Here is a 13,239-nt window from a genome sequence, read left to right as displayed (position 1 = left end):
ATCTTTCCGCTAGAGACTGGAAAACGGAAATGGACAGCCTCTCCAGCCAAAGACGAAGGAACTCACCCCGTGCGTGACGATCTACGCAAGAATTTTGCCAGCGATAATGTGACCCCTGCCTGCCCGGCTGTCATGCAGGCCATCGCTGAAGCCAATACCGGCAATGTTCCTTCCTACGGTCACGACGATCTTTCCCTGGCCCTGAACCAGCGTTTCGGAGATGTCTTCGAGGCAGAGGTTGCCGTTTTCCCCGTCACGACAGGGACGGCGGCCAATTCACTGGCCCTCTCGGCCATGGTGCCACCCTATGGCGGTGTCCTCTGCGACCAGAGCGCCCACATCAACACCGAGGAAGGTGGTGCGCCGGAATTCTTCATGCAGGGGGCCAAGCTGGTCGGCCTTCCCTCTCCAGAGGGACGGATGGACCCGGCCAGTCTGCCCCCCACTCTCCAGCTGAACCGCAGCAAGGGTGTTCTGGCCCCCCCTTTTACGGCCCTCTCCCTGACACAGGCCACGGAATGGGGTACGACCTATTCCTGCGAGACCATTGCCGCCCTGTCGGAAAGTGCCCATGACCACGGGCTGACCGTTCACATGGACGGTGCCCGACTGGGCAATGCCATTGCCCATCTGGAATGCAGCCCCGCCGACACCACCTGGAAGGCGGGCATCGATGTCCTGAGCTTTGGCGGCACCAAGGCAGGAGCCATGGCCGCTGAAGCCATTGTCTTCTTCCTCAATGACCGGACCCGCCCAATGGTGGATACCATGACCCGCCGCATCAAACGGGGAGGGCATCTATGGTCCAAACAGCGGTTTCTCTCAGCCCAGCTTCTGGCCCTGCTGCATGACGGCCTCTGGCTGGGAAACTGCCGCCACGCCAATGCCATGTGCCAGCGTCTGCGCCACGGGCTGTACAAACACCCTGCCGTAAACCTGCCCTTTGCCACGGAGAGCAACGAAATCTTTGCTGTCCTGCCAGAAGCACAGGTAAAGCAGCTCCACTCCGAGGGCTACGCATTCTACACCTACCCCACTCCCCAAGGAGTCCCGGGGCAGCTGGTCCGGTTTGTCACCAGCTTCTACACACGCCCTGAAGATGTGGATGCCCTGCTGGAAAGTCTCATCAGCTGACAGGCCGCCAGACAGCACGACCATGAACCGGAGCCCGGAAGCAGCAGCGCCCTGACAGGCCATCACGGCACTGGGTCGCTGGATTTACGGGAAGTCCAGCCAGAGGGCCACATGGCCATCCATTCTGGTAAATGGTCCCCGCTGCCGGGACTGGAGCAGACCATACGGAAAATCCTGCCCTTTCCATTACGGAAGAGCAGGATTTGCACGGCAGTCTCAGAAAGACAGCAGAAACCGGGCCGGTATCTTACTGGCTGTCCTCGCCATCTTCATCACCATCCCCCGAACCATCCGGAGAAACGGCCACAAAGAGCTGCTGGCCATCCCGCAGGATCCGCAGCAGCGGAGGCTGGTGCTGCCTGAGCGCCTTCTGCACCAGCGCGACCACGGCATGGGGATTGGCTGTCATCTGGTTGCCAACCGCCACGATGATGTCCCCGGGACGGATGCCCGCATGGTCGGCAGGGCTGCCCTGCCCCACATCGGCCACAACACAGCCCTGCACGCTGTCATCCAGCCCCAGCTCCTGACGGATCTTGGGCGTGAGCACGCCAAGAGCCAGCCCGAGCTTGCCAGACGGCGCTTCTGCCGTGCTGCCATCCGTACCGGCCCCTTCCTGCCCGCTGCGGGCCTGATTGCCGACCGTAACGGTCAGGGACACCGTCTTGCCATCCCGCAGCACGGTAAATGTCCCCTTGGAACCCGGCGCCATGGATACGACCTTCACGGCGAGGTCGTGCGCACTGCGGACATCGTGACCATCCAGCGACAGGACCACATCGCCACTCTTCAGCCCGGCCCTGTCTGCCGGTCCCCCCTTGATGAGATTGGCCACCAGCGCCCCATGGGACGGGGCACCGGGATGGTCGCTGCTGACCAGCCCAAGGGCACGGGCCATGGTCGGGGTGATGTCCTGCGTCTCCACACCGATGAAGCCACGCACCACATGGCCAGTAGCCCGCAGCTGATCCACCACCGAGCGCACCGTGGCGGACGGAATGGCAAAACCAATCCCGATGGACCCGCCACCATTGGGCGACATGATCATGGAATTGACACCAATCACCTTGCCATCCAGCGTGATGAGCGGGCCACCGGAGTTGCCGTGATTGATGGGCGCATCCACCTGTATGAAGTCGTTATAGGCACCGGAATGGAGGTCACGCCCCAGAGCGGAAATGATGCCCGCCGTCACCGTACCGCCCAGACCGTACGGATTGCCGACGGCCACGACCCACTGCCCCGGCTGCACGTCGTCGGAATTGCCCAGCTCGACATAAGGCAGATGGTCGGCCTTCACACGCAGCAGGGCAATGTCCGTCTTGGCGTCATGACCGATGACCTTTGCTGGCATGGTCGTCCCGTCATCCAGCTTCACGCTGACCTTCGTGGCACCATTGATGACATGGTTGTTGGTCACGATGTAGCCATCAGCCGAAATGATGAAACCCGACCCCCGAGCCTCCACCATGCGGTTGGACGGCATACCTGGCATCATCTGGAACGGGAAGGGAAAGGACGGGAACGGGAATGAAAACCCCTGCGGCCCGCCATTCCCTCCGGATGGTCCCCCTTCTTCATCATCAGCGCCCTCGCGGATATGGGCCGTGATGGACACGACTGCCGGTTTGACCTGTTTTACGATCTGCACAAAGTCGGGAATCCCCTGCCCGCCCGACATCTGCGGACGGATGGGAGCATTCTGGGCCACGGCAGGCAGCGGAAGGCTGGCCAGACCCAACACGGGCAGCATGGCCATGCATGCCAGAGACAGACGGGAAGGCGATTTCATCGCAGAGATTTCCTGACGCTAGATGTTAAACTCTTATCAACTGGAACTGTCCTACTAGATAGGAACAGGGCAGGCCGCTCTGCAAGCAAGTGCCACATAAAAGAAATGTAAGGCATGGCCAGCCATGTCCCTCTCCGGCCCTTTCCCAAGGCTCTTGCTGACAGGGCGGCATGATTTTACAACAGGCACCATGCAGACCACATCCCCCCCCATCAGGCAGGGCACATTCTGGCCGGAATTTCTCCGGGGCATGAAGACATCCCTGCCGCTGCTCATCGCCTTCGTGCCGTTCGGCCTCCTTCTGGGCAGCAGAGCCGTACAGAAGGGATTCTCCATTGTGGAAGTTCCCCTGCTGACAGGCCTCAACTTTGCTGGTGGGTCAGAATTCGCCGCTGTCGGCCTCTGGTCCATTCCCCCTGCCATCCTGCTGCTGGCCGGGGTGACCTTCCTCATCAACAGCCGTCACATTCTCATGGGGGCAACGCTGGCCCCGCATCTGCGCCATCTGCCTCGCTGGAAGATCTTTCTGCTGCTCTTCTTCATGTGTGACGAGGTCTGGGCGCTCACGCTGGCTGACCTGCATGACAGGCCGGGATGCCGCTTCAGCACCGGCTTCTATGGCGGCATCACGGTCTGCCTGTATCTCTGCTGGCTCATTTTCACCTTCATGGGCGGCTATACAGGCAACCTGCTGGGTGACATGACCCGCTATGGCGTGGACATGGCCTTTCCCGCCGTCTTCATCATGCTGCTGAAGGGCATGTGGAAAGGGGCCCGCAATGCCCTGCCATGGTGTGTCAGCCTTGGCGTTGCCGTGCTGGTCTATCACCTGCTGCCCGGAGCCTGGTATGTCCCGGCCGGAACGCTGGCCGGAATCATCACGGCCCTGCTGGTGGTGAGGGGCGCATGATCCTCCATCTCCCTGCCCTGCTGGCCATTATCGTCATGGCTCTGGTGACGTACCTGACACGCATCAGCGGCTATCTGCTGCTCGCAGGCCGCTGCCTCTCGCCCCGCATGCAGGCCATCATGGACATCGTGCCCGGCTGCGTGCTGGTAGCCGTCATTGCCCCGGACTTCGCCACAGGCCGCCCGGCGGACATTCTGGGACTGCTCGCCACCATTCTGGCCGCCACACGTTTCTCCCTCCTGCCCACCATGCTCTGCGGAATCATCACGACGGGGCTGCTCCGGGCCGTACTGGGGTAATCAGTCCCTCTGCCGCAGCACCCGGAAGAAACGCCGAAGCTGCGCTCCGGCCTCACGTTCCCGCACACCACTGATGATCTCCCCGGGCCGGTGCAGGCAGCCCGGCCGGGCAAAAAGACGGGGCCCATGGTCCACCCCACCCCCCTTGGGGTCGTAAGCGCCATAAATCACACGACTGAGCCGGAAATGGGTGATGGCCGCAGCACACATCGGGCAGGGTTCCAGCGTCACGACCAGCGTGCAGCCTTCCAGCCGGGCCGTGCCACAATGGCGTGCTGCCTGCCTCATGGCCAGCAGCTCGGCATGAGCGCTGGCATCGTGATGATCCTCGACATGGTTGCGGGCCATGGCCAGAACATGCCCCTGCCCATTCAGCACTACGGCCCCGACAGGCACCTCCCCCATGCGGGCAGCCTCATCCGCCAGGGCCAGGGCCTGCTGCATGGCCTGCTGTGTTGTCATGACGGCGGGAAAAGACATGCACACGCACCCCTGATACTGGAAAACCAACCACAAAATCCCTCCCTGACTGCTTTATAGAGCCGTAAATGGATTGCCAAGGAAAGGCCGGACACTGTATGTCCGCAGGTTATGAAAGATGTTGCATCCCCTTCCTCCGAAACACAGCGTGGTGAACGCATCGCCAAGGCTCTGGCCCGCCGCGGGGTGGCCAGCCGCCGTGACATCGAACGGATGATAGGGGAAGGCCGCATCACCCTTGGTGGCAGCCCGGTCACCCATCCAGCCACTTTCATCCAGCCGGGTGATGTTGTCTGCGTGGATGGCAAGCCCGTGGACCCGCCCCAGCGGACCCGCCTCTGGCGCTATCACAAGCCCGCCGGGCTGGTCACGACCCATCACGACCCGGAAGAACGCCGCACGGTTTTCGACTCCCTGCCCGCCGCCATGCCCCGTGTTGTCAGCGTGGGACGGCTGGACCTGAACTCCGAGGGACTGCTGCTGCTGACCAATGATGGCGGCCTGGCCCGTGAGCTGGAACTGCCCTCCCGCCAGTGGATCCGCCGTTACCGTGTCCGTGTTTTCGGTCTTGTGGATGAACGGCGGCTGAAAGAGCTTGCAAAAGGCTGTGTGCTGGATGGTGTGCAGTATGGTCCCATCGAGGCAACGCTGGATTCCTCCAAAGGGGACAATTCATGGCTGACCGTCAGCCTGCGGGAGGGCAAGAACCGCGAAATCCGCAAGGTCATGATGGGCATGAACCTCCATGTCAGCCGCCTCATCCGCCTCTCCTACGGCCCCTTCAGCCTTGGCACTCTCAAACCCCATGAGCTGGAAGAGGTCTCGCACAAGACCCTGCTGGAGCAGATTCCGGGCCTGAAGTCCGGCAGGACCGGCAGGACACGGTCCTGACACCATGAGGATCATTGCCGGTACAGCCCGCAACCGTCGCCTTCAGGTCCCCGCAGGGATGACCACCCGCCCGACAGCCCAGCGCGCCCGGCAGACCCTCTTTGACATGCTCATGCATGCTCCTTGGTTTGGCCGGGATGAGCTGGAAAAAGCGCTGGTACTGGATGCCTTCGCCGGTACGGGTGCCCTGGGGCTGGAGGCCCTCTCCCGTGGGGCACGGTTTGCCACCTTCATGGAAGGAAGCCGTCCCGGCATTGCCGCCCTCCAGGCCAATCTCCGCAGCTGCGGCATGGCGGACCGTGCCCGCCTGCGCCATTGTGACGTAACCCATCCCCCCAAGGCGCCTCAGCCTCATACGCTCATTTTTCTCGACCCTCCCTATCACAAAGGGCTGGTGCAGAAAGGCCTGCGCACATTGTGGCGTGCAGGCTGGGTGGCTGACGGAGCCCTGATTGTTGCAGAAACGGAAACCACGCCTCTCCAGAATGATGGCCGGGACCCTGGAGAGCCCTTCCAGCCCTTCCATGCCCATCTCCTGCCCAGCCTTGCGGCTCCCCCGCCAGAACTGCTGGCACAGCGCAGTTTCGGCGCTGCCACACTGCATGTCTGGCGCCATGATGGCAGTGTCAAAGGCAACCGCCCTGTGCCCTGATCCGGGCGAACGGGTGGTTCCGCTTTCCAGAATCAGTCCGGACAGGCTATATTGCGGGCCGATCATGCCTTCCTGACCCGCCAGAGGATCTGCCCCTGTGCTTTCCCGCTTCCGCCTTCCCGCCAAGCTGCGTGCCATCCTGCCTGCCTCACGGCGCAGCCATGCCAGCACCGTTGACCCATTTCCCGGGCATGACATGGCGGACGACACCCTGGACATTCCCGCATGGCATGACTCCCCCTTTTCCCGCATCCTCTCGGCACGGATGATGGAAATACTGGCTGTCATTCTCCTCATCATGGCACTGGCGATTGCGGCTTCCCTTTTCAGCTTCAATCCGCATGATCCCTCCTTCAACACCGCCACAGGCACTGAACCGACCAATCTGCTCGGACGTTTCGGAGCCACCATTGCCGATGGGCTGATGCAGCTGCTCGGCTTGGCAGGCATTGTCCCTGTCCTCGTCCTGCTGGCATGGACGTGGCAGCTCCTGCGCCATCACCATCTTGGCCTGCCTCTGCTCCGCCTCGTAGCTGCGGCACTGTTCTGTCCGGCCGCCGCAATGACGATCGGCCTGTTACAGCTGACCGTTCCCGGGCTGGGCATTGCCTGGCCTACCAGCAGCGGGCTGGGAGGGGAAACCGGCATTTTCTTTGCCCAGAAGCTGTTGAATCTTGTCTCGGGTGAAACTGGCAGCATGGGGGGCATTCTCTCCATCCTGATCAGCCTTGCCATACTGGCCGTCTTCTGTCCCCTGTCCATGGGGCTGCAGGGGCGGGAGTGGCGCTCCGTTGGCCGCGGCCTCAGCGCCCTGGTGCGCCTCCCTGTCAGGGCCCTGCTCCGCTCCCGCAGAGCAACCCCCGAGGCAGAACGGCATGTCGCTTATCCTTCAGGCTCTGGCGGTCCCATCCGCCATGGACGCCCGGCCATGGGAAATGCCCCTCTTCCATCCGGTTTCATCATGCGCAACCTCAGCCGACAGGCAGAGCGGACAGCGCCAGCCCCCACCGGCACCACGCCATGGTCCCCCATGCAGCAGGGGGCGGCCCCCTGGCAGAAGCCCTCTTCCGCCCAGACACAACCCCCTCCCCGGCCTGACCCGGTCCCTGTCCAGGAAGAAGACGCCCTTCAGGCCACACAGCCGGAAGACGAAGCCGACAATCCCTATGCCCGTATGCTGGCCCATATCCGCCACGACCCCGGGCGGACAAGCACGGTCCAGCGCCGCCATGCGGAAGAGACCCATGACGACATCTCCGGCGCCCCCCTGGATATCCAGCCACAGGAACTTTCCGGTCCGGCACAGCAGCCCGGCTTCCTGAAGCGCTTCATGGCCGCCACCAGCCCGGCGACTGGTGCCGGGTCGGGCTCTTCCGGCATGGTGGAAGAAACAGCCTACAATGCTGCTCCCACCATGCAGGCAGCTACGGATCATGCAGTCGGCATGAACGGGGCTCCGGCCCATGAAGGCTCCATGCAACCGGGCGGGGCATCTGTCATGCCACCACGCCCTGTTCCGCCACCACCCGGTATGGCTCCGGGACCACTGCCCGGCATGACAGCCCCTTCCGCCTGGCTGCCACCTTCCATTGGCCTGCTCAACCCGCTGCCAGACCAGAACGAAACCGGTCCTTCCGAAGAGGCTCTCCAGGCCAATGCCCAGATGCTGGAAAAAGTGCTGGATGATTACGGCGTACAGGGAACCATTACCGATTACCGGGCCGGGCCAGTCGTCACACTCTATGAGCTGGAGCCAGCCCCTGGCGTGCGCTCCTCCCGGGTGATCGGACTGGCTGATGACATCGCCCGCACCCTTGCCGTGCTGAGCGTCCGCATCGCCACAGTGCCGGGCCGGAATGTCATCGGGATTGAGGTCCCCAACAAGACCCGTGAGACAGTCTATTTCCCTGAGCTTCTGCTCTCACCGGCCTGGAAGGAAAACCGCAGCAAGCTGCCACTGGCCCTTGGCAAGGACATTGCCGGGGAGCCCATCATGGCCGATCTGGCACGGATGCCGCATCTGCTCGTGGCCGGAACGACCGGGTCCGGCAAGTCAGTCGGGATCAACGCCATGATCCTCTCGCTGCTCTACCGGCTCAGCCCGGAAGACTGCCGCCTCATCATGATCGACCCGAAGATTCTGGAGTTGTCCATCTATGACGGCATCCCGCATCTGATGACCCCGGTGGTGACCGAACCACCCAAGGCTGTCAGTGCTCTGAAATGGGCCGTACAGGAAATGGACCGCCGTTATCGCCTGATGGCGGATCATGGTGTGCGGAATATCAGCAGTTACAATGACCGGATACGCCACCTGAAAGCCTCCGGTGAAACACCTACCCGCCGCATCCAGACAGGCTACGACCCGGAAACGGGCCGCCCCGTTTTTGACGAACATCGCCTGCCATTGGAACACCTCCCCTACATCGTCATCGTCATTGATGAGATGGCTGACCTGATGATGGTGGCCGGTAAAGAGATTGAAGCTTCCGTGCTGCGTCTGGCCCAGAAAGCCCGTGCCGCTGGCGTGCATGTCATCATGGCCACGCAGCGTCCTTCTGTTGATGTGATCACCGGAACGATCAAGGCCAACTTCCCAACCCGCATTTCCTTCCAGGTCACCAACAAATACGACAGCCGCACCATTCTGGGTGAGCAGGGGGCCGAACAGCTTCTTGGCCGGGGTGACATGCTCTTCATGCAGGGTGGTGCCCGCATCACCCGTGTGCATGGGCCGTTCATCAGTGATGAAGAGGTCGAAGCCGTGGTGGCCGACCTGCGCTCCAAAGGCTCTCCTGTCTACAACACCGAGGTGCTGGCTGACGAACAGGAAGAGGAAGAGGCATCCTCCAGCGGCAAAGGGGGCGGCAAAGGTTCTGATGAAGATCAGGACAGTGCCCTTTATGAACAGGCAACGGAACTTGTCGTCCGGGCCCAGAGGGCATCCACCAGCTTCGTGCAGCGCCATCTCCGCATAGGCTATAACAGGGCTGCCAACATCATCGACCAGATGGAGAGAGAAGGTATCATCAGCGCTGCCAACCATGTGGGAAAACGGGATGTTCTGGCAACAAAGGCCTCTCTGGGGCTGGACCGGCACGATCCTGATGACGAGGACTGACCCGTGGCGCCCCCTCCCCTCTTCCAGCCCGGAAAGAAGCTGCCCCTCCTCTGGGAGGACCGTCATTTTGTCGTCATCAACAAGCCGGCAGGACTTGCCGCCCATCCCGGCCCCAAAGTCCAGGACAGTGTCGAGAGCCGTCTGCTCCCCCAGAAGCGGGGCGGCCCGTGGCTGGTCCACCGGCTGGATGCTGATACGGCAGGGTGCCTTCTCATAGCCCGACGCAAATCAGCCCTTGTTGCTGCACAGAAGGCCTTTGCCACACATGAAACCATCAAACGGTACTGGGCACTGGTTGAAGGACATCCCACCAGACAGCAGGGCACCCTCGCAACCCTGCTGCGACGTGTTTCCTCAATCCGGCAGGGATGGAAAATGGTCTCCGACCCCATGCCCGAAACAGTACACCCTTCCCAGACTGACCAGGGCCGTCTGGCCCGGACGTCATGGTGTGTTCTGGCCAGTGACGGAACATCCAGCCTGCTGGAGCTGACCCTCCATACAGGACGGACCCACCAGGCCCGTGTCCATTGCGCCGCACTGGGCACGCCCATCATCGGGGATGGTCTTTATGGCAGCCGCCATGATGCAGGCCGGATGCGTCTGCTCGCCCGCTCCCTGGAAGTGCCCGTCAGGCTGGTCTCTCCACCGGAAACGGACAGAACCGTCCCCCGGCTCGCCAGCTCATGCCGCATAAAGGCCACAGCAGGAGACGTGGAACTGGAGCGGTTTCTCCAGGCCCACGCCATCCCAGCCAGACCGTAATATCCTCAGGCAGAATGGAACAGATCAGCTTCCAGCTGGTCCGGGTTATCCCTGTAACGCTCGGGGTCCGTCTGTTCCGTAATGGCAAAATAGGCCCCATTCTTTATGAAATCCATATAGTTGCGGCCTGATTTCAGATAATGGAAAACGCACCAGAGCAGATTGCAGTTCTTTTCCAGAATGGGAAATACCCGCTCTTTCTCATGATAGGGGATATCCATTTCCGGGACGAAGGCATGATATGTATCCGCATTGAGCGGCATGTAATCGTACCCGTCCACCCCATTGTTCTTGAACTCGTCAGACGCCAGGAGCTGGATCAACTGAAAATAGATACCTCCACCCTCCTCAAGATAAAACAGGACCCTGTCCCGGAATACCGGGTCTTCATCCACAAACATGGACTCCAAGGAGTTATGCACGATGGTGGCCAATATCGGGAAATAGACGGCCATGTCGACGTTATATTTTGAACAGATGTAGTACCAGCGGTCTTTCCGTGAGTAGAAATCCGTGAAGGTGGCGGCAAACCCCCTCATGACATCGCTTATGAACCGGTTGGCCCCCTGGATGCGCTGATGGATCTCCTGGCCAGCACGTTCTGCGAGGATCAGCTCTGTCAGGATCGTATTCTGCATGCCAATCAGGTCAAATCCATTGGAATAGTAGGGGTCCCATATTCCGTAGGCATCCCCCACCAGAGCCCAGCGCTCATCACTCACCCAATAATCGGACTGGGTAGCAAACCGCCTCAAGATCCTGAAGTCCATGATGGGAAACTGTTCCTCATCAAGATAATCCATCAGGACCCGGACATTGTCTCTCAACCAGAGCTTTGTCTTCTCCCATGTGGCGAGATCCTGGAACTCGTACATGTTCTCATCAAAAATGATGCCGACACTTGTCACGTTCTCGGAAAGACGCAGGATCCATACCCAGTATCCTACACCTTCCAGATGAATGGAGCTCCATGACCGATTCTCCGTCGTGAAAGGGTTGTCGCTGGTCAGTGGCAGAAAATCATCCACATTGACACCACCCCCAACCCGGAACCAGACAGACGAATGGTTGAGTGGCAACCTGTGTGTGAGGTCGAATTTACGGGCCAGCAGCTTCTTCAGCCCGGCAGCATCAACAAGCCAGTGCGCTTTCAGTGTTCTGGAACTTTTATCATTCCTGTCCAGAACATGAACGTGCTTTTCACCATCAACCGTTTCGAAATCAAGATATTTATGGTTCAGGTAAAAATCCACCTTGTCTTTGACAAGGTCAAAAAGATCATTCTCAAGCTTCCCACGCTCGAAATGAAAGGCATGGTTGGGAGTGAAATTATTGTAACCCATTTCCTGATAGGATGATTCATTGATCTTGAAAAAACGCATTCCCAGCTTCCGCGGGTAACGCTCCTTCATGAATTCCTTCAGCCCGAGCATCTGATCAAAATAAACAGCCCCTATTTCATTGAAGGACTCACCGACCTTGTCTGATATGTCATCGAGGGGAAAGGAAGAATCATGCACAATGGCAATGCGCAGGTCACTGGACTTTTTCCTGAGCTGATAGGCCAGTGTCAGTCCAGCAAATCCCGCACCAATAATAAGGACGTCATACATCACAACTCACCCTGTACTCCACACATGACGCAACTGCCAGCTTCTGGAACCTGACAATCAGATACACTGGGCCGTCCCGATCCGTTCATCCCACATTGTCATATGGGACGGCTTCCTTCACCGGATTGCTCCCACGACCAGTATCACCGTGGAAAGCCATATCAGGCAAGTCATTTTGTTAATTAAAAATAAACCATCCCCGCAGAGGGAATCTGATCCCCTGAACAGGCATGAACCTCACACGGGGTCCATCAGCATCCGTGTCACGGCCTTCTTGAAAGGGGCCAGACGGTTGGCCAGCATAAGTCCGGCCCGGCGGGCCAGAGGGAATGGTCCATCATCCCGGGTGTAGGCCACAGCAATGGCATTGGTCGCCGTAAAGAGCGGGAAAGTTGCCTTGCGATGTCGCCGCTCAAAACGCTGGAGCGACGCCGCATCACCCGGGTCCCCAGGTCCAGCGCTCAACTCCTGCACCAATGTTTCCTGCCCCCGGATGCCGAAATTGAAACCATGTGCCGTAATGGGGTGCATACCCACGGCAGCATCACCAATCAGGGCCACACGGGGAGCCTGAAAGCGATGGGCATAGACGGCCTTGAGCGGGTAGGTGATACGGTCGCTCATCACCCGCAGGAGGCCGAGCCGTTCATCCGTCCGACGGGTGATCTCGGCATTGAAATCATCCGGGGCCGCTACACGAAGTCGGGCAATATCATCCGGCGGCAGGGTCAGCACCAGAGACGAAATATCGCCCATACCCCCATCCGGGGCGACCGGCAGGAGGGCGATCGTCTGGCGTTCATCAAACCATTGCAGGGCCGTATTGTCATGCGGTGTAAGGTGCCGCATCCGGCAGACAAGGATGCTCATGCCGAAATCATGCACGATGGCCCCGATCCCGGCCAGCTCTCGTATCTGGGAGAAGCGGCCATCCGCCCCGACCAGAAGACGGGCCTGCATGGCCCGCCCATCCGACAGCCGGACCTGCACGGCATCCCGCCCGGTCTGATACCCTGTCACGCCTGTCTGGCAGAGCAGGGTGATGCCCTCTGTCCGGCTCACGACACGATGAAGGGCACGACGGATGAGATGATTGGCCACCAGGAAGCCCAGCGGTTCCCCTTCTGGCCCCGCATCGGACGAGGCAGCCCCTCCCCCATCCGGCGCATGGAAAATGAGAGGAGGGCCGCCCAGACTGCCACTCTCTACCCGGGCGACATCAAGAGGGCAGATGGCCTCTGCCGGAATCTCGTCCCAAACGCCATGCTGTTTCAGCCAATGCACGGTATGGTGGGTCAGGGCAATTTCCCGCCCATCGAAGGACGGAGCCTCCAGCACGCTGCAGGGAGCTTTTTCCACCACGCTCACCTGCCAGCCTTCCCGGGCAAAAGATAGGGCGGCCGCCAGACCGGCAGGACCACCACCAGCGATCACCACATCACAGGCGGAACCCCCCTTCTGCTCTGGCCCCTCTGCCTGATGATCATTACCATGTCGTGTCATGATGCAGCCCCTGTCCCCCAGTTCTCCCTGGTCACGGCTTTAACCCACCAGGCATGCCCCGGCAAGCAGCCCGTCCCCG

General features: G+C 60.5%; 11 protein-coding genes. 7 read left to right on the top strand and 4 right to left on the bottom strand.

Going from position 1 to position 13,239, the window contains the following annotated elements:
- The first annotated feature begins 69 nt into the window (after positions 1 to 69).
- Positions 70 to 1,134, top strand: a complete 1,065-nt coding sequence (locus GM608_RS01275; RefSeq protein WP_043562045.1) for a low specificity L-threonine aldolase — start codon at positions 70 to 72, stop codon at positions 1,132 to 1,134.
- A 247-nt stretch (positions 1,135 to 1,381) separates the two neighbouring features.
- On the opposite strand, the gene GM608_RS01270 is transcribed toward GM608_RS01275, so the two are convergent.
- Complete coding sequence (locus GM608_RS01270) at positions 1,382 to 2,926, bottom strand: Do family serine endopeptidase (RefSeq protein ID WP_043562042.1); 1,545 nt, start codon at positions 2,924 to 2,926, stop codon at positions 1,382 to 1,384.
- 250 nt (positions 2,927 to 3,176) lie between these two features.
- Between GM608_RS01270 and GM608_RS01265 the strand changes: the two genes are divergently transcribed.
- Together GM608_RS01265 and GM608_RS01260 are read left to right on the top strand one after the other, a co-directional pair.
- Positions 3,177 to 3,836: an AzlC family ABC transporter permease gene (locus tag GM608_RS01265; protein ID WP_227449769.1), complete on the top strand. Its 660-nt coding sequence runs from the start codon at positions 3,177 to 3,179 to the stop codon at positions 3,834 to 3,836.
- Positions 3,833 to 4,135, top strand: a complete 303-nt coding sequence (locus tag GM608_RS01260; RefSeq protein ID WP_043562038.1) for an AzlD family protein — start codon at positions 3,833 to 3,835, stop codon at positions 4,133 to 4,135. Before GM608_RS01265 ends, GM608_RS01260 begins: the two co-directional genes overlap by 4 nt.
- Here the strand turns inward: GM608_RS01260 and GM608_RS01255 are convergent, their stop codons facing one another.
- Entirely contained in the window at positions 4,136 to 4,615 is a 480-nt protein-coding gene (locus GM608_RS01255) for a nucleoside deaminase (protein WP_227656459.1), read from the bottom strand.
- A 111-nt stretch (positions 4,616 to 4,726) separates the two neighbouring features.
- Here GM608_RS01255 and GM608_RS01250 point away from each other — a divergent pair, with 111 nt between their 5' ends.
- From GM608_RS01250 to GM608_RS01235, 4 genes are all read left to right on the top strand, one after another.
- Entirely contained in the window at positions 4,727 to 5,506 is a 780-nt protein-coding gene (locus GM608_RS01250; RefSeq protein ID WP_043562036.1) for a pseudouridine synthase, read from the top strand.
- Positions 5,507 to 5,510: 4 nt separating this feature from the next.
- Positions 5,511 to 6,158, top strand: coding sequence for an RsmD family RNA methyltransferase (locus GM608_RS01245; RefSeq protein ID WP_333644850.1), 648 nt, complete (start codon positions 5,511 to 5,513; stop codon positions 6,156 to 6,158).
- A 97-nt stretch (positions 6,159 to 6,255) separates the two neighbouring features.
- A complete protein-coding gene (locus GM608_RS01240) occupies positions 6,256 to 9,279 on the top strand; it encodes a DNA translocase FtsK (protein WP_333644849.1) in 3,024 nt (1,007 codons plus the stop codon).
- Positions 9,280 to 9,282: 3 nt separating this feature from the next.
- Positions 9,283 to 10,044 carry an RNA pseudouridine synthase gene (locus GM608_RS01235; RefSeq protein WP_333644848.1) on the top strand — a complete coding sequence of 254 codons (762 nt, stop codon included), beginning with the start codon at positions 9,283 to 9,285 and terminating at the stop codon, positions 10,042 to 10,044.
- Positions 10,045 to 10,049: 5 nt separating this feature from the next.
- On the opposite strand, the gene GM608_RS01230 is transcribed toward GM608_RS01235, so the two are convergent.
- Both GM608_RS01230 and ubiM read right to left on the bottom strand, forming a co-directional pair.
- On the bottom strand, positions 10,050 to 11,657 hold the full coding sequence (locus tag GM608_RS01230) for an NAD(P)/FAD-dependent oxidoreductase (RefSeq protein WP_081562670.1): 1,608 nt from the start codon (positions 11,655 to 11,657) through the stop codon (positions 10,050 to 10,052).
- Between the two features lie 237 nt (positions 11,658 to 11,894).
- Positions 11,895 to 13,160 (bottom strand): 5-demethoxyubiquinol-8 5-hydroxylase UbiM, encoded by a 1,266-nt coding sequence (ubiM, locus tag GM608_RS01225; protein WP_081562671.1) that lies wholly within the window; start codon positions 13,158 to 13,160, stop codon positions 11,895 to 11,897.
- Positions 13,161 to 13,239: the final 79 nt, after the last annotated feature.

Origin of the sequence: Bombella sp. ESL0380 (assembly GCF_009725805.1) — a bacterium.
Classification (GTDB): Bacteria; Pseudomonadota; Alphaproteobacteria; order Acetobacterales; family Acetobacteraceae; genus Bombella; species Bombella apis.
The sequence above is the reverse complement of the archived record's forward strand: the minus strand, read 5'-3'. Positions and strand labels throughout refer to the sequence as shown.